21 protein-coding genes and 2 pseudogenes are annotated in these 21,471 nt (G+C 60.4%); 8 read left to right on the top strand and 15 right to left on the bottom strand.

Annotation, left to right across the window (positions count from 1 at the left end):
- Window position 1 precedes the first annotated feature (1 nt).
- From NVV94_RS19925 to NVV94_RS19910, 4 genes are all read right to left on the bottom strand, one after another.
- Window positions 2-799, bottom strand: coding sequence for an ABC transporter permease (locus NVV94_RS19925; protein ID WP_258444092.1), 798 nt, complete (start codon window positions 797-799; stop codon window positions 2-4).
- A complete protein-coding gene (locus tag NVV94_RS19920; RefSeq protein WP_258444091.1) occupies window positions 786-1,628 on the bottom strand; it encodes an ABC transporter permease subunit in 843 nt (280 codons plus the stop codon). The genes NVV94_RS19925 and NVV94_RS19920 overlap by 14 nt, the downstream gene beginning before the upstream one ends.
- Entirely contained in the window at window positions 1,625-2,431 is an 807-nt protein-coding gene (locus tag NVV94_RS19915; protein ID WP_258444089.1) for an alkaline phosphatase family protein, read from the bottom strand. Before NVV94_RS19915 ends, NVV94_RS19920 begins: the two co-directional genes overlap by 4 nt.
- A gap of 167 nt (window positions 2,432-2,598) precedes the next feature.
- A complete protein-coding gene (locus tag NVV94_RS19910; RefSeq protein WP_258444088.1) occupies window positions 2,599-3,663 on the bottom strand; it encodes an ABC transporter substrate-binding protein in 1,065 nt (354 codons plus the stop codon).
- Window positions 3,664-4,025: 362 nt separating this feature from the next.
- Here NVV94_RS19910 and NVV94_RS19905 point away from each other — a divergent pair, with 362 nt between their 5' ends.
- Window positions 4,026-4,745 (top strand): UTRA domain-containing protein, encoded by a 720-nt coding sequence (locus NVV94_RS19905; RefSeq protein ID WP_258444087.1) that lies wholly within the window; start codon window positions 4,026-4,028, stop codon window positions 4,743-4,745.
- 31 nt (window positions 4,746-4,776) lie between these two features.
- Here the strand turns inward: NVV94_RS19905 and NVV94_RS19900 are convergent, their stop codons facing one another.
- The 6 genes from NVV94_RS19900 to minC form a co-directional block, all read right to left on the bottom strand.
- Window positions 4,777-4,941 carry a hypothetical protein gene (locus NVV94_RS19900; RefSeq protein WP_258444086.1) on the bottom strand — a complete coding sequence of 55 codons (165 nt, stop codon included), beginning with the start codon at window positions 4,939-4,941 and terminating at the stop codon, window positions 4,777-4,779.
- A 229-nt stretch (window positions 4,942-5,170) separates the two neighbouring features.
- Window positions 5,171-6,460, bottom strand: a complete 1,290-nt coding sequence (locus NVV94_RS19895) for a M18 family aminopeptidase (protein WP_258444085.1) — start codon at window positions 6,458-6,460, stop codon at window positions 5,171-5,173.
- A 172-nt stretch (window positions 6,461-6,632) separates the two neighbouring features.
- On the bottom strand, window positions 6,633-7,268 hold the full coding sequence (locus NVV94_RS19890; protein ID WP_258444084.1) for an RluA family pseudouridine synthase: 636 nt from the start codon (window positions 7,266-7,268) through the stop codon (window positions 6,633-6,635).
- An 86-nt stretch (window positions 7,269-7,354) separates the two neighbouring features.
- Window positions 7,355-7,609 carry a cell division topological specificity factor MinE gene (gene minE, locus NVV94_RS19885; protein WP_166359068.1) on the bottom strand — a complete coding sequence of 85 codons (255 nt, stop codon included), beginning with the start codon at window positions 7,607-7,609 and terminating at the stop codon, window positions 7,355-7,357.
- A 3-nt stretch (window positions 7,610-7,612) separates the two neighbouring features.
- The gene (gene minD, locus NVV94_RS19880; protein WP_258444083.1) at window positions 7,613-8,425 is read right to left on the bottom strand and encodes a septum site-determining protein MinD; all 813 of its coding nucleotides are present in this window, start codon (window positions 8,423-8,425) and stop codon (window positions 7,613-7,615) included.
- Between the two features lie 200 nt (window positions 8,426-8,625).
- Entirely contained in the window at window positions 8,626-9,366 is a 741-nt protein-coding gene (minC, locus tag NVV94_RS19875; protein WP_258444081.1) for a septum site-determining protein MinC, read from the bottom strand.
- Between the two features lie 120 nt (window positions 9,367-9,486).
- Between minC and NVV94_RS19870 the strand changes: the two genes are divergently transcribed.
- A complete protein-coding gene (locus NVV94_RS19870) occupies window positions 9,487-10,422 on the top strand; it encodes a lipid A biosynthesis lauroyl acyltransferase (protein ID WP_258444080.1) in 936 nt (311 codons plus the stop codon).
- Window positions 10,423-10,578: 156 nt separating this feature from the next.
- Window positions 10,579-11,745 carry a patatin-like phospholipase family protein gene (locus NVV94_RS19865; protein WP_258444079.1) on the top strand — a complete coding sequence of 389 codons (1,167 nt, stop codon included), beginning with the start codon at window positions 10,579-10,581 and terminating at the stop codon, window positions 11,743-11,745.
- Window positions 11,746-11,777: 32 nt separating this feature from the next.
- On the opposite strand, the gene NVV94_RS19860 is transcribed toward NVV94_RS19865, so the two are convergent.
- The gene (locus NVV94_RS19860; protein ID WP_408733518.1) at window positions 11,778-12,521 is read right to left on the bottom strand and encodes a VacJ family lipoprotein; all 744 of its coding nucleotides are present in this window, start codon (window positions 12,519-12,521) and stop codon (window positions 11,778-11,780) included.
- Between the two features lie 37 nt (window positions 12,522-12,558).
- Window positions 12,559-13,857: a serine/threonine protein kinase gene (locus NVV94_RS19855; RefSeq protein ID WP_258444077.1), complete on the bottom strand. Its 1,299-nt coding sequence runs from the start codon at window positions 13,855-13,857 to the stop codon at window positions 12,559-12,561.
- A gap of 238 nt (window positions 13,858-14,095) precedes the next feature.
- Here NVV94_RS19855 and NVV94_RS19850 point away from each other — a divergent pair, with 238 nt between their 5' ends.
- Entirely contained in the window at window positions 14,096-14,461 is a 366-nt protein-coding gene (locus tag NVV94_RS19850) for a hypothetical protein (RefSeq protein WP_258444076.1), read from the top strand.
- Between the two features lie 128 nt (window positions 14,462-14,589).
- Here NVV94_RS19850 and NVV94_RS19845 read toward each other — a convergent pair.
- A pseudogene (locus NVV94_RS19845) lies at window positions 14,590-15,044 on the bottom strand (REP-associated tyrosine transposase).
- Between the two features lie 188 nt (window positions 15,045-15,232).
- Complete coding sequence (locus tag NVV94_RS19840; protein ID WP_258444075.1) at window positions 15,233-16,780, bottom strand: beta (1-6) glucans synthase; 1,548 nt, start codon at window positions 16,778-16,780, stop codon at window positions 15,233-15,235.
- Window positions 16,781-17,100: 320 nt separating this feature from the next.
- Between NVV94_RS19840 and NVV94_RS19835 the strand changes: the two genes are divergently transcribed.
- The 3 genes from NVV94_RS19835 to NVV94_RS19825 all read left to right on the top strand — a co-directional run bounded on the left by NVV94_RS19835 (window position 17,101) and on the right by NVV94_RS19825 (window position 20,147).
- Window positions 17,101-17,955, top strand: coding sequence for a glycine betaine ABC transporter substrate-binding protein (locus tag NVV94_RS19835; protein ID WP_258444074.1), 855 nt, complete (start codon window positions 17,101-17,103; stop codon window positions 17,953-17,955).
- A 225-nt stretch (window positions 17,956-18,180) separates the two neighbouring features.
- Window positions 18,181-18,492, top strand: a complete 312-nt coding sequence (locus tag NVV94_RS19830) for a DUF485 domain-containing protein (protein ID WP_258444073.1) — start codon at window positions 18,181-18,183, stop codon at window positions 18,490-18,492.
- Window positions 18,489-20,147, top strand: coding sequence for a cation acetate symporter (locus NVV94_RS19825; RefSeq protein ID WP_258444072.1), 1,659 nt, complete (start codon window positions 18,489-18,491; stop codon window positions 20,145-20,147). Before NVV94_RS19830 ends, NVV94_RS19825 begins: the two co-directional genes overlap by 4 nt.
- 206 nt (window positions 20,148-20,353) lie before the next feature.
- On the opposite strand, the pseudogene NVV94_RS19820 reads toward NVV94_RS19825, so the two are convergent.
- A pseudogene (locus tag NVV94_RS19820) lies at window positions 20,354-20,440 on the bottom strand (DUF3309 family protein); the annotation flags it as partial.
- 137 nt (window positions 20,441-20,577) lie between these two features.
- On the opposite strand from NVV94_RS19820, the gene NVV94_RS19815 reads away from it, so the two are divergent.
- On the top strand, window positions 20,578-21,393 hold the full coding sequence (locus NVV94_RS19815) for an SDR family oxidoreductase (protein ID WP_258444071.1): 816 nt from the start codon (window positions 20,578-20,580) through the stop codon (window positions 21,391-21,393).
- Window positions 21,394-21,471 lie beyond the last annotated feature (78 nt).

Raw genomic sequence — 21,471 nt, 5'->3', positions numbered from 1 at the left:
TTCAGTCTTTGTCCTTGTTCAATCGATTGGCGGCCCAGGTCAGCACCAGCACGAAGAAGAAATAGGAAATCACCAGGGCGCTATTGAAGTGGCCGCTGCTGTTGCGCATGTTGTTGAGGTAGACCTGCAGGGTCTCGTAGCGAGTACCGACCAGCAGGTTGGCGAAGACGAACTCGCCGAACAGGAACGAGAACGACAACAACAGGGCGACCAGCAGGCCTTTGCGCAGGTTGGGCAGCACCACCAGAATGGCCGCCTGCCAAGTGTTGGCGCCGAGCAGTTGGGCGGCGTCCATCAAGTCGCGCAGGTTGATGGCCTGCAGGTTGTTGGTGATTGCCCGGTACATGAACGGCAGGGCTACGGTGAAGTAGCAACCGATCAGAATCCACGGCGTACCGACCATGGCCATGGGGCCGGAGCCATAAAGCTGCAGCAAGCCTACCGAGGACACCACGGGCGGCACGGCGAAGGGCAGCAGGATCAGGATGTTCATCAGCGCATCGAGCCTGGGAAAGTGGTAATGCACCACGAACAACAGCGGCAGAATCAACACCACCGACAACACCAGGGCGCCGAAACAGACCAGCAGCGACTGGCCGAACGCGGTCAGGAAACGCGGGTCGCTCCACAGCGCCACGTACCATTTCAAGGTCAAGCCGCTGGGCAGGATGCTCGCCGACCAGCTGGTCGCGATCGAGTAGAGCAGCGTTCCGGCCAGTGGCAGCAGCATAATGATGAACAGTAAATACACCATGATCCGATGGTAGAGGTTGCTGGTGCCCGTTTCAGCGCGAGACATGGTAGCTCCTCTTCAATAGCCACTGGTGCACGACGGTCACCAGCGTCATCAAGCCCACCAGAATCACCGCCAGGGCACTGGCAAGGTTCGGGTCGAGGCTGATATCGCCGGCGACCAGCGCCGCGATACGGATGGTCATCACGTTGAAGTTGCCGGTGGTCAGCGCATACACAGTGGCGTAGGCGCCCAGGGCATTGGCCAGCAGGATGACGAAGGTCCCGAGCAGGGCCGGTGTCATCACCGGCAGGCCGATATGCCGCCAGTATTGCCAGCTGCTGGCGCCGAGCAGCGCGCTGGATTCGCGCCAGTCTTCGCGCAACGCGTCGAACGCCGGGTACAGCAGCAATACACCGAGCGGAATCTGGAAATAGGTATAGAGAATGATCAGGCCAGTCTTGGAATAGATATTGAAGTCTTCAATGATCCCGGACTGCTTGAGGATCATCGTGATCGCGCCGTTGAAACCGAGCAGAATGATGAAGGCAAAAGCCAGCGGCACCCCGCTGAAGTTGCTGGTCATGTTGGCGAAGGCGTTGACGAAGTCACGCAGCCGCGAGTCGACATTGCGCAGCGAATAGCTGCCGAGAATGGCGATGATGATGCCAAACAGGCTCGACCAGAAACTGATCTCCAGGCTGTACTGGATCGACTGGCGGAAGAATTTCGAGGCGAAGATCTTGCTGAAGTTATCCAGGCCCCAGCCGCTTTCGGACTGCAGGCTGTTGATCGCCACCCAGGCCAGCGGGGCGATCTGAAAGACGATGAAGAACACGGCGAACGGCAGCAGACACAGCAGTGCCAGCCATTTGCCACGGGTGACTGAGTTCACTTCAACAGCTCCCGGCAGACGGGTTTGTCGTGAGGCACGCCCAGCAATTGGCAAACCGTGCCGCACAGTTCGGTCTGTTTTGGATGGGCATTGCCATCGAGGCTGAAGGCGTCGCCGAGGACGAACAAGGGCACTTCGCGTTCCTCGCGCAGCATGCCGTTGTGCGAGCGGTCGTTGTTCATGCCGTGATCGGCGGTGACCAGCACCTGATAGCCGGCCTCGAGCCAGCCTTGCAGGTAATCGGCGAGGATGACATCGGCCGAGCGTGCGCTGTTGCGGTATTGGGGCGTGTCGAGGCCGTGCCTGTGCCCGGCGTCGTCGATGTTCATGGGGTGCACCAACAGGAAGTTCGGGGCATGACGCAGGCGCAGGCTTTCGGCGTCGGCGAACAGGTGCGAATCGGGATAATGGTCGACGTAGTAGAAGTGGCCGTGCTGGATCGGCAGGTCCGGCGCGTCGGTATGGCGGTCGCGGGCTGCGATGAAGGGCGAGCGGTTATACAGCTCACTGACCCAGTGATAGGCCGCGGCAGCGGTGCAGAGGCCCGCATCGGTCGCATAGTGAAACACGCTGCGCTGGTTGGACAGGCGCGAGACATTGTTGTGCACGATGCCGCTGTCGATAGGGGGTACGCCCGTGAGAATGCATTCGTACAGGGGCCTTGAGAGTGACGGTAGTTCGCATTCGAGCTTGTACAGTGCTGCCCTGCCAGCCTCGACGTAGGCCTGCAAGTGGCCCATCGCATGCTGCGCCACCTGGTAGTTGAGGCCATCGAGCAGGACCAGGATGACGTTGTTGGGCATGGGATATGGGTTCCTTGATTGGAAGTTGTGGGGTTTGAGAGGGCCTCATCGCTGGCAAGCCAGCTCCCACAGAGATAGTCAGTGTTGTCTCTATCTACTGTGGGAGCGGGCTTGCCCGCGATGAGGCCAGGCCAGCCACCGCAAAGGCAACTGACCCAACCCAAGCCTCACTTCATCTCAATAATCACTTCTTCTTGCCACTTCTGCGGCAAGGCTTTCGAGGTCGCTTCCCAGGCATCGGCATCCTGGATCGGCTTCACGTTCTTGTACTGTTCGTTAGGCAGCAGCTTGCCCTGGACATCGGCAGGCAGCGACAGGTGCTCGGCACGGATCGGCCGGGCATTGCCGCGTGCCAGGTTGGTCTGGCCGGCATCGCTGAAGATGTATTCGCGGGTCAGTTTGGCGGCGTTCGGATGCTTGGCGTATTTATTGATGATGGTGGTGTAACCAGAGATCACCGAGCCATCGGAAGGGATCAGCACGTCAAAGCGTTTCGGGTCGATCTGCTCGCGGTAGCTCAGGCCGTTGAAGTCCCAGACCACACCCACTTCGATTTCGCCTTTTTCCAGGGTCTGGATGGTCGGGTTGGCCATGGACAGGCGTCCTTGTTTGGCAATCTCGGCGAACATCAGCAGTGCTGGCTGAATGTTCTTCTCATTGCCACCTTTTGCAATCGCCGCAGCCAGCACGCCGTTGGCAGCCTGGGCGGCCGTGCCTACGTCACCGATGGCAACCTTGTATTTGCCTTTCTCCAGGTCCGCCCAGCTCTTGGGTGAGTCGGCATCCTTGACCAGTTGCTTGTTGATGATGAAAGCAATAGAGCCGGTATAAGCCAGCGCCCAGTGGCCGTCCTTGTCCTTGGCCCACGCCGGGATCTGCTCCCAGGTGCTTGGCTTGTAGGGCTGGGTCACGCCCTGCTTGACGGCGATGGGGCCGAAGGCGGCGCCGACGTCGCCGATGTCGGCGCTGGCGTTGTCTTTTTCCGCCGCGAACTTGGCTATTTCCTGGGCCGAGCTCATGTCGGTGTCCATGTGCTTGAGACCGTATTTGTTCGCCAGGTCTTCCCAGGTGCCTTTCCAGTTTGCCCAGGCATCGGGCATGCCGACGCTGTTGACGGCGCCTTCGGCCTTGGCTGCGGCTTCAAGGGTTTTCAGATCAACATCGGCGGCCATGGCAGAGGTGCACAGGGCGATGGTCGAGCCTAACAGTGATGCCAGGAAAAGCTGTTTCATCCGAAGCTCCTTTGGATGCTTTGCAAAACGCTGGTGTTGTTATGGGGGTTGTTTGCGTCTGGTCTAGGTCAGCAATACCTGAGCCAATCTAGGCCCGCCGGATGACAATTTGATGTCCAGCCCGACACGCCAGGCCCTGTTACAGGCCTTTCGTCGACTCTGAGGGATAAGCGTAGACCAGTTTCAAGTGCTTGATCTGAAACGGCTAGAGCGCTCTGGCCAAGGCTCCGGGAAGGACCGTTGGGCGGTTTTGTCATCTGCACGTCATTTGCATTGCCTAGGCTTGCAACATTCTCCCGAAGGCCGCTGCCAGCGGCTTGTGCCCGTATGTGGGGCTGGACTAGTCCAATCAGGAAACACTGATGCGCGAAAATGCACCTCGAGCGGTAACGGCAATCTGCAATGCCCTGCAGGAGCAGATCGAACACGGTCTCCTGCCGGCCGCCTGCAAGCTGCCGGCCGAGCGCAAACTCAGTGAAGTGTTTGCCACCACCCGCATCACCTTGCGCGAAGCGTTGGTGCAGCTGGAAGCCAGGGGGCTGATCTACCGCGAGGAGCGGCGCGGCTGGTTTGTCTCGCCGGCGCGCTTGACCTATGACTTGATGAAGCGCAGCCACTTTCACGCCATGGTTCGCGAGCAGGGGCGGGTACCCTCGACCCAATTGATATCGGCGCGCCTGCAGCCGGCGTCGGCGGCGGTTTGCGAGTGGCTGCAGCTGCCGGCGCTGTCCAGCGTGATCCAGATCTGCCGGGCCCGGCGCATCGATGAGCGCCTGGTGCTGTACGCCGAGCACTACCTCAACCCGCAATACTTTCCCGAAATCCTGCAGCACGACCTCAGTCAGTCATTGACCGAGCTGTATGGCAGTCACTACCAGATCGAATATGGCCGGGTCCGCTTCGAGATGCTCCCGACCGCATTGCCGGCGGCGGCCGCAGCAGCCCTGAAGGTGTCGCTGGGCAGCCCGGGCTTGCGCATTACCCGGGTCAACCATGATCAGTACGGGCGCTTGATCGATTGCGACCTGGAGTTCTGGCGCCATGACGCGATTCGCCTGAGCGCCGATGTCAGCGCCGGTTAGCCCTTGGCCGGCTCGTCCTGGACAGACAACCTCATGTCAGTTTTTGCAGGATTTTGTAAACCATGATGCCGAGTATGCAAAGCATGCCTATCCAGATCAGGAAAACCCCGACATTGCGTTCGCGCAGCGTGAAGCCGACAGTCAGCAGGGTCAGGCCGGCGATGACCGGGAGGAACATGGATTGAAAATCAGACATGGAGTGGTGCCCTGTTCGACAGTCGTGCCCATGAGCATAGGTTGAATTGAAAAGAAGCGGCTTGATACGAATCACATCGTGCTTGCTTTGAGCCCCTGCGACCGCTTCGCGGCCGAGCGCAGCCTGCGGCAGCGGCTACATAGTATCGGCATCACTGGGTCGGTGTAGCCGCTGCCGCCAGGCTGCGCTCGGCCGCAAAGCGGCCGCAGGATTTCGAGTCAACTCAACGTTACGGCAAATCGCGGCTGGTGTAGAAGGCGCCGAGCACCTTGACCAGGTGCGCCAGGTCATGGCTGCCGCACAGCTCGCGAATCGAGTGCATGGCGAAGGTCGGCAAGCCGATATCGACAGTGCGCACACCGAGCTGGCTGGCGGTGATCGGGCCGATGGTCGAACCGCACCCCATGTCGCTGCGCACCACGAAGCTTTGCACCGGCACTTCTTCGGCCATGCACAGGTGACGGAAGAACCCCGCCGTTTCGCTGTTGGTGGCATAGCGCTGGTTGGTGTTGACCTTGATCACCGGGCCGGCGTTGAGTTTGGGGCCATGGTTGGCGTCGTGCTTGTCGGCATAGTTGGGGTGAACGCCATGGGCGTTGTCGGCCGAAACCAGCAACGAGCGCTGGATGGTCCGGACAAAGTCGTCGCCTTCAGGCAGCAGGCGGCGCAGGGTCTGTTCGAGCATCGGGCCGTCGGCACCGCAGGCCGAGCACGAACCGACTTCTTCATGGTCGTTGCAGACCAGGACGCAGGTTTCCTCGCTGTCGGCGGTGAGCAGTGCCTGCAGGCCGGCGTAACACGAGAGCAGGTTGTCCAGCCGCGCCCCGGCGATGAAATCGCCGTGCAGGCCGACGATGGCGGCACTTTGGGTATCGTAGAAACTCAACTCGTAGTCGAGCACCACATCGGCGTTGAGGCCGTGCTCGCGGGCCAGTTGGTCGGTCAGCAACGCACGGAAATCGACACGCTCGTCGCCGGCCACCTGGGCCAGGACCGGTGGCAACTCGGTTTGCGGGTTGATCATCCAGCCTTCATTGGCGGTGCGATTGAGGTGGATCGCCAGGTTGGGGATCACCGCAATCGGCAGTTTGAAGTCGATCAGCTGGCTTTCGACCTTGCCGTCGCGGCGGAAGGTCACGCGGCCGGCCAGCGATAGATCGCGGTCGAACCAGGGCGCGAGCAGCGCGCCGCCGTAAACCTCCACGCCCAATTGCCAGAAACCCTGGCGTTGCAACTCGGGCTGCGGCTTGACCCGCAGGCACGGGCTGTCAGTGTGGGCACCGACCATGCGGATGCCATCGAGCAGCGGTGAATGGCGGCCGAGCTTGAAGGCGATGATCGAGGAGTCGTTACGGGTGAGGTAGTAACGGCCGCCAGCGACGGTAGCCCAGCTGTCGCGCTCGTCCAGGCGCTGGTAACCAGCGGCCTCGAGTCGTTGTGCCATGGCGGCGGTGGCGTGGAAAGGGGTAGGGGAGGCCTTGAGGAAGTCGAGCAGGCCTTGGTTCAGAGCATCGCGCATAAGTAACTCCAGACAGCAGTGGCGGGAGTTTACCGTATTGGCTTGGGATTGGGGGTGGCCCTATCGCTGGCAAGCGGAGCGCCGCCCGGCCATCTCCCACATGGATAGTGAATACCCTGCAAAACCCTGTGGGAGCTGGCTTGCCAGCGATGAAGTCGACGCGGTCCAACGCCTAGAACGGTGCCGGACACTCAAATCGCAATCGCTCACCACTGACCGGATGAGTAAAACCGAGCATGCTCGCATGCAGGCAAAGCCGCGGATACGCCGCCAGCGCCTCTGGATGCGCATAGAGCCCATCGCCCAGCAACGGATGCCCGATCGAAAGCATGTGCACGCGCAACTGGTGCGAGCGCCCGGTAATCGGCGTCAGCTCTACCCGGCAGTAATCGCCACAGCGCTCGAGAATGCGCCAGAACGTCAGCGCGTGTTTGCCGAACTCGTGATCGACCACATGCCGCGGCTTGGTCGGCGGGTCGTAGCGCAAAGGCAGGTCGATACTGCCGCTGTCCAATTCAGGTTGGCCCCAACACAGGGCGGTGTAGGCCTTTTCGGTCTCGCGGTCATGGAACTGACGCGACAGTTCGCGATGGCTGTCGGCATCACGGGCCAGCAGAATGATCCCGGAGGTTTCCCAGTCCAGGCGATGAACGATCCGCGCCTCGGGGTAGCCGTTTTCTTGCAGGCGGGTGATCAGGCAGTCCTTGTTGTCGTCGGCGCGACCCGGGACGGACAGGAGCAGGGTCGGTTTATCGACCACCAGGACGGCGGCATCCTGGTGAATGATGCGGATGTTCGACAACGGCATTGAGTATTCTCTTGAAACGCCAACGGCGACTCGCAGCCCCTTTTAACTACAAAGGGCTGTGAGTCGCCGTGGCAGCCTGCGTTGGATCAGCGATCGGGCAGGGTGATATTGAGTTCCAGAATCGAGCAGCTGCCCTGGTTTTCCAGTGCCACTTGCACGTCATCGTTGCCGATATTGACGTACTTGCGGATCACCTCAACCAACTCCTTCTGCAAGGCTGGCAAGTAGTCCGGGGTGCTGCGTTGGCCGCGCTCGTGCGCCACGATGATCTGTAGACGCTCTTTCGCTACCGACGCGGTGTTGCTTTTCTTGCGGTCCCGAAAGAAGTCAAAAATGTTCATTGATCAATTGCCTCCAAACAGGCGCTCAAAGAATCCTTTCTTTTTCACATCGAGGAAGCGATGGATCACTTCCTTGCCCAACAGTCGGTCGACGGCGTCGCTGTACGCCTGGCCGGCGTCGCTCTGGTCGTCGAGAATTACCGGTACACCCTGGTTCGATGCCTTGAGCACGGCCTGGGATTCTGGAATCACGCCCAGCAACTTGATGGCCAGGATGTCTGTGACATCTTCAACGCCAAGCATTTCGCCTTTGCTGACGCGCTCGGGATTGTAGCGGGTCAGCAGCAGGTGTTCCCTGATCGGGTCTGCGCCGTTCACCGAGCGCAGCGACTTGCTCGCCAACAGGCCCAGCATGCGGTCGGAGTCACGTACCGAGGATACTTCCGGGTTGGTCACGACAATGGCTTCGTCAGCAAAGTACATGGCCAGGCTCGCGCCTTTCTCGATGCCCGCTGGCGAGTCGCAGATAACGTATTCGAAGGTTTCTTTCAGTTCGTTGAGGACTTTCCCCACGCCTTCCTGGGTCAGCGCGTCTTTATCGCGGGTCTGGCTGGCGGCCAGGACGTAAAGGTTTTCCAGGCGCTTGTCTTTGATCAGGGCCTGGGAGAGGCTCGCTTCACCGTTGACGACGTTGACGAAGTCGTACACCACGCGGCGTTCGCAGCCCATGATCAGGTCGAGGTTACGCAAACCGACGTCGAAGTCGACGATGACTGTCTTGTGGCCGCGCAGTGCGAGGCCGGTACCGATAGCGGCGCTGGTGGTGGTCTTACCCACACCACCCTTGCCGGATGTAACCACGAGAATCTTGGCCAAGGTGTATCACCCCTAAAGAAAAAGGATTGCTAGTCCCTAAAAAAACAAACTTAAAAACAACTACAGCGGGAGAAACCTGCTGAAAGTCTTGCAATTGAGCAGTTTTACTCCCGGTAAAGCCTGCCCGCTGCTAACTTCCGACAACATGGACCCCAATCCGCCATGTTTTGTAAGTTGCATGTAAAATGGCGCAGTATCCGTTAAAGACGAGTGATGTTCAACACATCTCCAGACAAGCTGACCTGTACCCCGGCCCCCCACAGCGGGTCGCGGCGCAGGTCTTCGGACACTTTGTACTGCCCGGCAATCGACACCAGCTCAGCGCTCAATTGCTGGCAAAAAATACGTGCCTTGCCGTCGCCCTTTATTCCGGCCAGGGCACGACCACGCATGGGGCCATACACATGGATGTTGCCATCGGCGAGAAGTTCCGCACCGGGGCTGACCGAAGACACCACCACCAGATCCCCACCCTGAGCATAGATCTGTTGGCCGCCGCGCACAGGCGAAGTGATGATTTTGGTCGGCTTGACCAGCGGCTCAGGCGGTTTTTCCGGCTTTTTCTTGACGACTTCGCTTTCCTGCAGCTCCAGCGTACGCTCGCGGGCGCCGGACGGCGGCAGCACGGGAAGGTCGATGGCAATGGCGGCGGCGATATCTTCGATACGGCTGGCACGGATCGCCAGGGTGCGCAGGCCATGCTGGCGACAAACGCGCATCAGGCCGGGCAGATCGATGGCGCCCTCGCTGGCCGGCAGCTTGTCCAGCGCCAGCACCAGCGGGGTGTTGCTGAAAAAGTTCGGTGCCTGGGCGACCTTGGCCGCCAACTGGCGATCAAGGCCTTCAAGGTTGTTTCGTGCCAGCTCCAGCACGGTAATGGCGAGCATGCTGCCCTTGAGCTGGAACACGGGATCTTGGTCTAGCGATTCGGTTTGGCTCATGGTCGGCACTAGCGGCTTGTAACGAAAAAGTGCCGAGACTTATAACGAGAACGCCCTCAAGCCGCAACCCGCTCGAACCGATGTAGAATGCGCGGCCAAGTAGTCTGTCCGGAATCTGTAATGGATCGCCCGCGTTTCAAACGTTCATTTCTTCACCCGCGTTTCTGGCCGCTGTTGCTGGGGCTGGGCTTGCTTTGGCTGATTGTCCAGCTGCCTTACAGGGTTTTGCTGCGTATCGGCCGTGGTCTGGGCGCGCTGATGTTTTGCGTGGCCGGCGAGCGGCGGCGCATCGCTGCCCGCAATCTGGAGTTGTGTTTCCCGCAGCTACCGTCCGTCGAGCGGCAACGCCTGCTCAAGGAAAACTTCGCCTCGACCGGCATTGCCTTCTTTGAAATGGCCATGAGCTGGTGGTGGCCAAAGGCCCGTCTTGCCCGCCTGGCCCACATCGAAGGGCTCGAGCATCTGCAGGCTGCTGCGCGCGACGGGCAGGGCGCAATCCTGATGGCCGTGCACTTCACCACCCTGGAAATCGGTGCGGCCCTGCTTGGCCAGCGGCACACCATCGACGGCATGTACCGCGAGCACAAGAATCCGCTGTTCGACTACATCCAGCGCACGGGCCGCGAGCGGCACAACCTCGAATCCCTGGCGGTCGAGCGCGAGGATGTGCGCGGCATGCTCAAGCTGCTGCGGGCGGGACGGGCAATCTGGTACGCGCCGGACCAGGACTATGGCGCCAAGCAAAGCCTGTTCGTGCCGCTGTTCGGCATCCAGGCGGCGACGGTGACCGCGACCAGCAAGTTCGCCCGCCTGGGCAAGGCGCGGGTAATTCCGTTCACCCAGCAGCGCCTGGCCGACGGCAGCGGCTATCGTTTGGTTATCCATGCGCCGCTCGAAAACTTTCCGGGCGAAACCGAAGAGGCCGATTGCCTGCGGATCAATCAGTGGGTCGAGGCGGCGATCAGCGAGTGCCCGGAGCAGTACCTGTGGGCGCATCGGCGCTTCAAGTCGCGGCCTCCGGGGGCGCCCAAGTTGTACGATAAACGCAAGCGGTAGCGTGTATGCGAGCGCTGCGCGCTCGATCGCTGGCAAGCCAGCTCCCACAGGGTTTGATGTCGCTCACAAAACTGTGAATTAACAAAGATCCATTGTGGGAGCTGGCTTGCCAGCGATGACGCCAGCCCAGACAACCCATCACCCACGAGGACCGCGATGCCCACAGCCGAGCCAATCACCGGCCTGATCCTCTCCGGCGGTGGCGCCCGGGCGGCTTATCAGGTCGGCGTACTGGCCGGTATCGCCGACCTGTTGCCACTGGGGGCGCCGAACCCGTTCCCGGTGATCGTCGGTACCTCGGCCGGGGCGATCAATGCGGTTACCCTGGCCAGCGGGGCATTGCATTTCAGCGAGACGATCCGTCGCCTCACTGATTTCTGGGAATCCTTCCAGAGCCATCAGGTACTGCGCAGCGACTGGCCGGGGGTCATCCGCCAGGCCAGCCGGTTTGTCGGCCACAGCCTGCTCGGGCTGGGTGCACGGGGTCCGGTGGCGTTGCTCGACAGCTCGCCGCTACGCAAATTGCTCGGCACGCACCTGGAGCTTTCCGGGATCAACGAAGCGATCAACCAGCAACACCTGCGCGCCGTGGCAGTGACTGCCTTTGGTTATGAGTCCGGGCGGGCGGTGACGTTCTACCAGGGCAAGGGGATCATCGACCCTTGGCGCAGGCACCGGCGAATCGGTCTGCCGACTCATCTGACGGTCGATCATCTGCTGGCCAGTTCGGCAATTCCGCTATTGTTCGCGCCAGTCAAGATCGCCCAGCAGTACTACGGCGACGGCGCGGTGCGTCAATCGGCGCCCATCAGTCCGGCGTTGCACCTGGGCGCCAGCCGCGTACTGGTGGTAGGGGTCAGTGGCAACCCACGCGGGCCCACCGCCGACGACCCCCGCCAGCAGGTCTTCAGCGGCCAGCAACCGAGCCTCGCGCAAATCGGCGGGCACATGCTCAACAGTACCTTCATCGACAGCCTGGAGGATGACATCGAGCTGTTGCAGCGGCTCAACTATTTCAGTCATCTCTTGCCTTCGGACCTGCAACCGCGGCGGCTGGGCCTGGCCCCGGTAGAAGTGCTGGTCATTGCCCCGAGCCAGCCGCTCGATGAAATCGCCGCCCGCCATCGGCATGAACTGCCCGCGGCATTGCGTTTGTTTCTGCGTGGGCCGGGCGCTACCCGAACCAGTGGTGCCGGAGTACTCAGCTACCTGCTGTTCGAAGCGGGCTATTGCAGCGAGTTGATTGAGCTTGGCCGCCGCGATGCATTGGCCAAGCGGGTCGAACTGTGCAAGTTTCTCGGGGTGCCATCGCCGACTCATTGAGCCAGCCAGCCATTACCAAACCCGCGCAAGGCTTATTCAGCAATCTGCAACTTGCGCGCTTCGGTATACACATAACGAACCTTCTCGTATTCGAACGGCGAGTTCATCTGCCCGTAACGGAAGTTGGTGGTGTGGCGTTTGTCGATGGCGCGCAACAACAGCAGTTCCGGATGGTTGCCACTGACTTCGGCGACGTTGAGGAAGTTGATCTGCGATTCGGCGGTGAAGTCGAACAGCAGGCCACCGGTGTCGCGGATGTTGGAGGGGCCCAGCACCGGCAGCATCAGGTAAGGGCCGCTGGGCACGCCGTAAAAGCCCAGGGTCTGGCCAAAGTCCTCGCTCTGGCGCTGAATGCCCATTTTGGTGGCTGGGTCCCACAGCCCGGCGATGCCGACGGTGGTGTTGAGCAAGAGTCGGGCGGTGATTTCCATCGAACGCTTGCCCTTGAGCTGGAACAGACTGTTGAGCAGGTTGGGGATGTCGCCGAGGTTGTAGAAGAAGTTGCTCACGCCAGTGCGCAAGATGCTGGGCGTGATGTAGCGATAGCCATTGACCATGGGCAGGAAAACCCATTGGTCGAAGCGGTAGTTGAAGTGATAGACCCGGCGGTTCCAGGACTCCAGCGGATCGTAGATGTTCAGGGCATTGAGGGTCGAGCGTTCGAACTCGCGTTGATCCAGCCCCGGATTGAACGACAGTTGCTTGAGCGGCAGGGTGAAACCGTCGGGCTCGATGACGATGGCCGGAGGGGGTGTGGCCTCTGCGGCATTGGCCATCCCTGCGCACGACAGCGCCCCAATGAAGAGAAGTTTTCTAACCACGGAAGAACTCCAGCATGGCGTCGCTGTTGACGCGGTAATTGATGTTGCCGCAGTGCCCGCCATGGGGGTAAACGGTCAGGCGATCGCCGAACGTGCTGCGCAGGAAACCGAGGTCGCCCGGGCCGAGAATCACGTCGTCGGCGTTGTGCATCACGGCAATCTTGGTGCTGGTCTTGAGGTAGTCCTTCAGCGCATAGAGGCTGATCTGGTCGATCAGCTGCAACAGGCTGCCGCCATCGGTGCGGGCGCGCCACATGGGGATGAGCTGCTCTGTGATGTAGCAATCGAAGTCGCACTGCAGGGCGCGCTTGAGGAACGGCGTGAGGCTGGTACCTTCGCTGATCGGGTACTCGGGTGGCGTGATCAGGCCACGGCGGTTGATCAGGTCGGAGGTGAAGGCGATGTCTGCTGCCGAGAAGCGGAACGATGTGCCAATCAGCATCGCCATCTGCTCATTGGACAGGTGCTGGCGCGATTGCTGGAAGTCATAGAGCAGGGCGTCGTTGAGGTCCATGTAGCCTTTTTGCTGGAAGTAGCGGGTCAGCTTGCCCAGTACCAACTCGTAGAAGGTGGTGGTGCTGTCGATGCCCTTGACCTGGGTCTGCACCAGCTTGTCCAGGTTGGTAATCGAGGTGTAGAGGTTGACCGGCGGGTTGAGCAGCAACACCCGCTTGAAGTTGAAGCTGCGGCGGGTTTCATCCAGATGGGCGACAAAGGCCGCATCCAGCGCGCCAAGGCTGTAACCGGTGAGGTAAAACTCGCTGATCGGCAGGTCTGGATGCTGGGCGCGCACGGCCTGCATGACCCGATACAGGTCTTCGGCATCGTCCTTGGTCACCCCGGGGGTGGCAAAGCGTGAGGCCGAGCTCATGAAGTCGTAGCTGGTCGGCGAGGACAACTGCACCACATGGTAGCCGGCCTTGTAGTACAGCTTCTTGAGGTATTCGTTAAGGCTGCTGTGGTAAGGCGCGCCGGTGCCGGCAATCAGGAAGATCAGCGGGGCGGCCTTGTCCTGTTTGGCCAGGCGATAATGCAGCTTTTTCACGGCCCAGAAGTTGTCCGGCAGGGTGAAGCTGCGTTCTGGACGCAGGTTGAGCTCATGGTCGGCCTGGTCGATGTCTTCATCGACCGGCAGCTGCGGGCGAAGGTCTGGCGGCGTGGAAGCGATCGTGGCTTCGAACGGGTTGGTCAGCGGGTAACCGTAGGTGGCCGGATCGACATCCACCGCCAGCGCAGACGCACTCAGGATTAGGCCGCCAAACAAGGCAACGAAGCGCAATGATCGGAGCATGTCTTTGTCCCTGAAAAGGAAAATGCAGAGTTGATACGCAGGCTAGGACAACCGCACTATTGGCAAGTTGCCTGGCTTCTCGTCATTTGTCATCCAAACAGCAATCGCTCAGAACACGTATCCGGCGACGGTACCGGCCATACCCCTTCTAGCAAAGTAGCCGAGTATGCCGCTTTTGCCTTGCATCCGAGGCGCTGGCCTTTATGCTGGGCACCGATTTCGCTTTCTGGAGTGCTCCATGTCCCGCCGTTTGCCGCTGCTTGTGTTGCTCATCGTCCTGCCACTTTGGCTGGCTGCCAGTTACGGCTTGCGCTATGCGCTGATGGAGGACGCCCAGTGGCTCGGAATTTGCGCTGACCAGGCCGTGCGCTGGGAATGCCAAGTGCGTTCGGGGTTGGGCCTGTTGATTCATTTTCGGCTGATCGCCCTGGCGGCGCTGGCTGCGGCGCTGATCGCGTTTTTTGTACCAGGGCCGAAGGGCTGGCGGTTGGCGCTGCTGGCGGTGCTGTTCGGCATCCCGGCGCTGGTGCTGTACAGCGCGAGCCTGGCGGTGTTCGCGGTGGTGATTGCCGGGCTGCGGTTGGTGCGGGTGCAGCGGGGGTGAGCATGGCTGTCTGGCCGGGCCCTATCGCTGGCAAGCCAGCTCCCACGGTGGGCCGGGTTGCCCACAATTATGTGGGCAACCTCAAACCTTGTGGGAGCTGGCTTGCCAGCGATGAATCCACCAGAGATCTAAAGCCAAACAGCATCCCAAAGCGGATAGTCCCCAATCGACCAACCCGGCTCGCAGCGGGTTCGCTACAACGTAGCGTGCCATGGCCTGCAGATCCTCATCGCGACGTAATGCCCGGTCATGAAAGCCCTGTTGCCACAAGCGGCCTTGTCGACCACATGCTCGATTTATCGCCCGCGTGCCTCGAGATTTGGTTTTACGCATCAAGTCCGTCAGAGAATCGTTCTGCAACTCAACCAGCCAGTGGAAGTGGTCCGGCATCACGACCCATGCCAGTGATGATGCCGCTCCCCTCTTGGTGGGCTCGCCTGAACTCTCTGATCACCAGTCGCCCCACTTGCCAATCGGCAAAAACTGGCTGGTAGTGGAGCACGACAGTGGTGAGCAGGTAGATTCGGCCGGGTTCGGAGACTCGTCCGGTACGAAGTCGATGTGAGCTGGGAGAATCGGACAATCCATTGCCCTCCTGATATTGATTAATTCAGGAAGGCTACAGCTGTGAATGGGGGTTGGCCTTTGAATCAGTTGGTCTGGATGTGTCCTTGAATTTGTCATCGCTGGCAAGCCAGCTCCCACAGGGTATATACACTGCCTGATAACCCTGTGGGAGCGGGCTTGCCCGCGATAGGGCCAGACCTGCCCTCAACGCACCCGCAAACCCCGCCACAACGCAGCCACCATCATAATGCTCACCCCCGCCCAGACCCACGCCTGCTGGTTGAGCAACCCCTCACGGTACAGCTGCGGCGCGATGCCCGCACCGATGATGAACGTCAGCAAGGCCACTTCCGCGCGCGGTACCCGCACCGGGCGCAGCAGGTAGACCAGCGCCGGCAGCAGCAGGGCCGCGCTGGGGAAGCTGCGGTAGCGGGGGTCGAAGACCAGCGCAAGCATCATCACCGCCCCGGCGAAACCGGCTGCCGCCAGCCACCAGCCCGCGCGTGCCTCAAGCCAGGCGAAAGCCCGCCCGCGCCAGCCCTTGCGCATGCTCAGGGCCAGCGCGCCATGGGCCAGTACCAGCAGATTCAAGCCCACCAGCAACACCGCCCACAGCCATTCACCGGCAAAACGGCTGGTGACCCGCGTCAGTTCACCCCACAGGCCGATACTGCCAGCGCCGACCGCTGCCAGCAGCGGCAACAGCAACGCCGCGCGGGTGCCGCGCACGGGGCCGGCGAACAGCAGGGTGGCGAGGAGTAACAGCCCGCTGATGCCCAGCCATTGCGGCCACAAGGGCAGGTTCGAGACCGGGCCTTCAAGCACGCCCTTGTCTTGCCGATCGGCATCGAACAACCCCCAGTAACCCCCGACCGCACCTTCGCTGGCGCGCTTCCAGGGCTGGTCGAAGGCTTCGATCAAGTTGTAGTGCCAACCATGCTTCTCGGCCATGACCACGAAACCGCGAATGAACTTTGCCTCATTGACCGGACTGGGCAAGGCGGTTTCGCGCTGGCGGCCTTCGCTCGGCCAGCCGGTTTCGCCTATGACGATATCCTTGGGGGCAAAGCGGTTGCCGAATACCTGGCGAATTTCACCGACATGGGCCAACGCATCCTCGATGCTTTTGGGGTCGTCTTCCCAGTAGGGCAGCAAGTGGATGGTCAGGAAGTCCACTGCCGGCGCCACTTCGGGGTACTGCAGCCAGAACTCCCAGACATCGGCGTAGGTGACCGGTTGCTTGACCTGGCTTTTGACCTTCTCGATCAGCCGGGTCAGCTGCGTGCCGGTGATTTCCTTGCGCAACAGGGTCTCGTTACCAACGATCACGGCCTTGACCACGTCCGCATTGACGTTGGCCGAGGCGATCAGGGCGTCGACTTCCTTGGCGTTGTCGATCGGATTGCCATTGACCCAGGCCCCCAGCATCACCTTCAGGCCATGCTTGCGCGCCAGCGCCGGAATGCTTTCCAGCCCTGTCATCGAATAGGTGCGAATACACTCGAAGCGCGTGGCCAGCAAGGCCAGGTCGGCATCCATGCGCTCGGGCCGCAACTGCAGCGGTTTGTCGAAGGGTGACTGGTCTTTGTCGAACGGGGTGTAGGAAGCGCATTGCAGTTTGTGCGAAGCGCTGGCCACGTCCGGCAACACCACCGGCTTGCCAAGGCCGTACCAGAGCGCACCAAGGGCAAGCAGGCCGATCAGGCAGGCAATCAGATAGGGCAGGACGGGAAAGCGGGCGGTCGAGGACATGGTCAGGCCGTCAGGGAACAAAGCCGCCAATAGTACCTGCAATTTCCCTGTGCTTGAGCATTGGCATGCAAAGTCCGGGCGTACCTTCGTGTCACGCAGCGCCTCATTGGCGTTGCTGGCTAAGTGCTGTCGTTTCTCGATGTTTCGAGGTCGCTACCAGAGCAGGATAAAGCGCATCCGAGGTTGATGATTCCTGCCATCAGTACTCCGCTGGTGATCGGGCAGTCCTGGCAGTTTGGCGTGATGGGGGCGTCGTGCAGGAAAATAATACGTGGCGATGCCCGGCATTCGTCGGGCGCAGCACTTTCGGGGAAGTAACGATGAAAATGCGACGACTCATAGGGGCGGGTGCCGCTCTGGCACTTGCAATCGGCTCCACCCTGGCCCAGGCCGAAACGAAACCCGCTTTGAGCATCGGCTATGTCGATGGCTGGTCCGACAGCGTAGCGACCACCCACGTGGCCGCAGAAGTGATCAAGCAAAAACTCGGCTACGACGTCAAACTGATGCCGGTCGCGACCGGGATCATGTGGCAGGGCGTGGCCACCGGCAAGCTCGACGCCATGCTCTCGGCCTGGTTGCCAGTGACCCACGGCGATTACTACGCCAAGAACAAGGACAAAGTCGTCGACTACGGTCCCAACTTCAAGGACGCCAAGATCGGTCTGATCGTGCCGGAGTACGTCAAGGCGCAAACCCTTGCCGACCTCAAGACCGATGACACGTTCAAGCAGAAGATCGTCGGTATCGACGCCGGCTCCGGCGTGATGCTCAAGACCGATCAGGTGATCAAGGATTACGACTTGACCGGCTACAAGCTGCAAGCCAGTTCCGGTGCGGCAATGACCGCCGAGCTGGGCCGGGCCTATGACAAGCAACAATCCATTGCCGTGACCGGTTGGGTACCGCATTGGATGTTTGCCAAGTGGAAGCTGCGTTTCCTTGAAGACCCGAAAGGCGTTTACGGCGCTGCCGAGACCGTCAACAGCATCGGTAGCCAGCAGCTGGAGAAGAAAGCACCGGAAGTTGCGACTTTCCTGAAGAATTTTTCCTGGCAGTCCAAGGATGAAATCGGCGAAGTCATGCTCGCCATCCAGGAGGGCGCCAAGCCCGATGCCGCCGCCAAGGAGTGGGTAGCCAAACACCCGGAGCGTGTAGCGCAGTGGGTCAACTAATGGCTTAGGGCCTCTATTTGGCCTGTTCCAGGGTCGCCTCGCTGAACAAGCCAGGCGGCCCTTTTTATTTTCCTGGTTTGCCTGCGGTGTAAAACCGCTCCCCATGCGTGTCGTGTTTTTGTCATCAACTGCGGCGATCTAATACTAAGGTCGTCTGGAGTACGGCCTTGAGCAGCATAAAGTGGACTACGTTCTTCTTAAATCTGTGCTGCGAGGACAAAAACAATGAACGACAGCATTTACCTTTCGATTCAAAACAGCCCGCGCTTCAAGGAGCTGGTGCAAAAGAGGGAACGGTTCGCCTGGATACTCTCGGCGATCATGCTCGGGCTTTACTCCGGCTTCATCCTGTTGATCGCATACGGGCCGCATATTCTCGGTGCCAAAATCAGTCCGGAATCTTCCATCACCTGGGGTATTCCATTGGGCGTCGGCCTGATTGTTTCCGCCTTCATCCTGACCTCGATCTATGTACGTCGTGCCAACGGCGAGTTCGATGATCTGAACAATGCGATTCTGAAGGAGGCTCGGCAATGATCCGGCGTTTACTGACAACCCTTGGCATTGCGGCCTTCGCGCCGGCAGTGTGGGCCGCCGATGCCTTGACCGGCGCGGTGGCAAAACAACCTCTGAACGTCTCGGCAATCCTGATGTTTGTCGCGTTTGTCGGAGCAACCCTGTGCATCACCTACTGGGCTTCGAAACGCAACAATTCGGCGTCCGACTACTACGCCGCAGGCGGCCGCATCACGGGCTTCCAGAACGGTCTGGCAATCGCCGGTGACTATATGTCCGCCGCGTCTTTCCTGGGGATTTCCGCCCTGGTGTTCACCTCCGGCTATGACGGCCTGATCTACTCGATCGGTTTTCTGGTGGGCTGGCCGATCATTCTGTTCCTGATCGCCGAACGCTTGCGCAACCTGGGCAAATACACCTTTGCCGACGTCGCCTCCTATCGCCTGAAACAGAAAGAAATCCGCACCCTGTCGGCCTCGGGCTCGCTGGTGGTGGTGGCGTTCTACCTGATCGCGCAGATGGTCGGTGCCGGCAAGCTGATCCAGCTGCTGTTCGGCCTGGACTACAGCGTGGCGGTCGTCCTGGTCGGTATTCTGATGTGCCTCTACGTGCTGTTCGGCGGCATGCTGGCAACCACCTGGGTACAGATCATCAAGGCGGTGCTGTTGCTGTCCGGTGCCAGCTTCATGGCGCTGATGGTGATGAAACACGTCAACTTCGACTTCAACGCCCTGTTCTCCGAAGCAATCAAGGTTCACGCCAAAGGCGAAGCGATCATGAGCCCGGGTGGCCTGGTCAAGGACCCGATATCTGCGTTCTCGCTGGGGCTGGCACTGATGTTCGGTACCGCTGGCCTGCCGCACATCCTGATGCGCTTCTTCACCGTGAGCGATGCCAAGGAAGCGCGCAAGAGCGTGCTGTACGCAACCGGCTTCATCGGCTACTTCTACATCCTGACCTTCATCATCGGCTTCGGCGCGATCCTGCTGGTCAGCACCAACCCGGCCTTCAAGGACGCCGCAGGCGCCCTGTTGGGCGGCAACAACATGGCAGCGGTGCACCTGGCCAACGCGGTGGGCGGCAGTATCTTCCTGGGCTTCATCTCGGCAGTGGCCTTCGCCACCATCCTGGCGGTGGTTGCCGGCCTGACCCTGGCCGGTGCCTCGGCGGTGTCGCACGACCTGTATGCCAGCGTGATCAAGAAAGGCAAGGCCAACGAAAAGGACGAGATCCGTGTCTCGAAGATCACCACCATTGCTCTGGCAGTGCTGGCGATCGGCCTGGGCATCCTGTTCGAGAAGCAGAACATCGCGTTCATGGTTGGCCTGGCGTTCTCCATTGCTGCCAGCTGCAACTTCCCGGTCCTGCTGCTCTCGATGTACTGGAAAAAGTTGACCACTCGCGGCGCAATGATCGGCGGCTGGATGGGCCTGGTCAGTGCGGTGGCATTGATGGTGCTCGGCCCGACCATCTGGGTGCAGATCCTCGGTCACGAGAAAGCCATTTACCCGTACGAGTACCCGGCGCTGTTCTCGATGGCGATCGCTTTTGTCGGTATCTGGTTCTTCTCCATCACCGACAAGTCCAAAGCGGCTGACAATGAACGTGCGCTGTTCTACCCGCAGTTCGTGCGTTCGCAGACCGGTCTTGGCGCCAGTGGGGCTGTCTCCCACTGAAAAACCTTGTAGTTGCTGCCGGAGGTCCTGCGGCCCTCAGCGCAGCCTGCGGCAGCGGCTACAAGAGTTCGCCTCACACCATCAATGTAGCCGCTGCCGCAGGCTGCGCTGGCCCGCAACGCGGGCGCAGGATCTCAAGTACGCAGTGGTTCAACTACAACATGAAAAAGGCAGCCGCGAGGTTGCCTTTTTTTGTACTTGAAGCTTTATATGTAGCCCAGCAGCAAGAGGATCAAAAGAATGATCAAGACGGTACCGATAATTCCGGATGGCCCGTAGCCCCAACTTCTGTTGATTGTTTGCCGCTGTGTTCCACACAGGTGAGGCCCCGGTTTGCCTGGGGCATTCAGCGTTCTGATGGTACGTGGGAGCCTGGGTTTCCTTCGTTACACTGCAAGGCATATTCCCCAGAACAACAAGGCATCTTCCTATGCAAAATCGCATGATGATCACCGGCGCAGGGTCCGGCCTGGGCCGTGAAATCGCACTGCGCTGGGCCCGCGAAGGCTGGCAGCTGGCGCTTTCCGACGTTAGCGAACCAGGGCTTGTGGAAACCCTCAGGCTGGTACGCGAGGCCGGCGGCGATGGCTTCATCCAGCGTTGCGACGTGCGCGACTACAGCCAGTTGACGGCCTTTGCCCAGGCCTGCGACGAAAAGCTCGGCGGTATCGATGTCATCGTCAACAACGCCGGTGTCGCCTCCGGTGGGTTCTTCAATGAACTGTCCCTGGAAGACTGGGATTGGCAGATTGCGATCAACTTGATGGGCGTGGTCAAGGGGTGCAAGGCCTTCCTGCCATTGCTGGAGAAGAGCAAAGGCAAGATCATCAACATCGCCTCGATGGCAGCCCTGATGCAAGGGCCGGCAATGAGCAACTACAACGTCGCCAAGGCCGGCGTGGTGGCGCTGTCCGAGAGCCTGTTGATCGAATTGGGCCAGCAGGAAATCGGCGTGCATGTCGTGTGCCCGTCATTCTTCCAGACCAACCTTCTGGACTCTTTCCGTGGCCCGACGCCGGCCATGAAGGCTCAGGTCGGCAAGTTGCTGGAAAGTTCGCCCATCAGTGCCAGCGACATTGCTGACTACATCTACCGGCACGTGGCTGAAGGCGAGTTCATGATCCTGCCCCATGAGCAGGGACGCCAGGCTTGGGCGCTCAAGCAGAAGAACCCGCAATTGCTCTATGACGAGATGACGGCGATGGCTGAAAAAATGCGCGTCAAGGCTCGGCAAACCCAGGGCTGACGGCTTGAATCGGGTATTCTTGCGTTTTTGCGGATGGCTCAGCGAGCCGCGCGGAACACCTGAATACCGGCGAGAATC

The organism is Pseudomonas sp. LS1212 (genome assembly GCF_024741815.1).
In the GTDB taxonomy this organism is placed as follows: Bacteria; Pseudomonadota; Gammaproteobacteria; order Pseudomonadales; family Pseudomonadaceae; genus Aquipseudomonas.
The sequence above is the reverse complement of the archived record's forward strand: the minus strand, read 5'-3'. Positions and strand labels throughout refer to the sequence as shown.

What these genes read in the sequence shown, in the direction of transcription:
- NVV94_RS19870 (WP_258444080.1), top strand. Translation starts at nt 9,487, where the DNA reads ATGGATCGCCCGCGTTTCAAACGTTCATTTCTTCACCCGCGTTTCTGG.
- NVV94_RS19910 (WP_258444088.1), bottom strand. Translation starts at nt 3,663, where the DNA reads ATGAAACAGCTTTTCCTGGCATCACTGTTAGGCTCGACCATCGCCCTG.
- NVV94_RS19905 (WP_258444087.1), top strand. Translation starts at nt 4,026, where the DNA reads ATGCGCGAAAATGCACCTCGAGCGGTAACGGCAATCTGCAATGCCCTG.
- NVV94_RS19830 (WP_258444073.1), top strand. Translation starts at nt 18,181, where the DNA reads ATGAACGACAGCATTTACCTTTCGATTCAAAACAGCCCGCGCTTCAAG.
- NVV94_RS19850 (WP_258444076.1), top strand. Translation starts at nt 14,096, where the DNA reads ATGTCCCGCCGTTTGCCGCTGCTTGTGTTGCTCATCGTCCTGCCACTT.
- NVV94_RS19825 (WP_258444072.1), top strand. Translation starts at nt 18,489, where the DNA reads ATGATCCGGCGTTTACTGACAACCCTTGGCATTGCGGCCTTCGCGCCG.
- NVV94_RS19915 (WP_258444089.1), bottom strand. Translation starts at nt 2,431, where the DNA reads ATGCCCAACAACGTCATCCTGGTCCTGCTCGATGGCCTCAACTACCAG.
- NVV94_RS19895 (WP_258444085.1), bottom strand. Translation starts at nt 6,460, where the DNA reads ATGCGCGATGCTCTGAACCAAGGCCTGCTCGACTTCCTCAAGGCCTCC.
- NVV94_RS19840 (WP_258444075.1), bottom strand. Translation starts at nt 16,780, where the DNA reads ATGTCCTCGACCGCCCGCTTTCCCGTCCTGCCCTATCTGATTGCCTGC.
- NVV94_RS19925 (WP_258444092.1), bottom strand. Translation starts at nt 799, where the DNA reads ATGTCTCGCGCTGAAACGGGCACCAGCAACCTCTACCATCGGATCATG.
- NVV94_RS19855 (WP_258444077.1), bottom strand. Translation starts at nt 13,857, where the DNA reads ATGCTCCGATCATTGCGCTTCGTTGCCTTGTTTGGCGGCCTAATCCTG.
- minC (WP_258444081.1), bottom strand. Translation starts at nt 9,366, where the DNA reads ATGAGCCAAACCGAATCGCTAGACCAAGATCCCGTGTTCCAGCTCAAG.
- minE (WP_166359068.1), bottom strand. Translation starts at nt 7,609, where the DNA reads ATGAACATTTTTGACTTCTTTCGGGACCGCAAGAAAAGCAACACCGCG.
- NVV94_RS19835 (WP_258444074.1), top strand. Translation starts at nt 17,101, where the DNA reads ATGAAAATGCGACGACTCATAGGGGCGGGTGCCGCTCTGGCACTTGCA.
- NVV94_RS19860 (WP_408733518.1), bottom strand. Translation starts at nt 12,521, where the DNA reads ATGGCCAATGCCGCAGAGGCCACACCCCCTCCGGCCATCGTCATCGAG.
- NVV94_RS19815 (WP_258444071.1), top strand. Translation starts at nt 20,578, where the DNA reads ATGCAAAATCGCATGATGATCACCGGCGCAGGGTCCGGCCTGGGCCGT.
- NVV94_RS19900 (WP_258444086.1), bottom strand. Translation starts at nt 4,941, where the DNA reads ATGTCTGATTTTCAATCCATGTTCCTCCCGGTCATCGCCGGCCTGACC.
- NVV94_RS19865 (WP_258444079.1), top strand. Translation starts at nt 10,579, where the DNA reads ATGCCCACAGCCGAGCCAATCACCGGCCTGATCCTCTCCGGCGGTGGC.
- NVV94_RS19890 (WP_258444084.1), bottom strand. Translation starts at nt 7,268, where the DNA reads ATGCCGTTGTCGAACATCCGCATCATTCACCAGGATGCCGCCGTCCTG.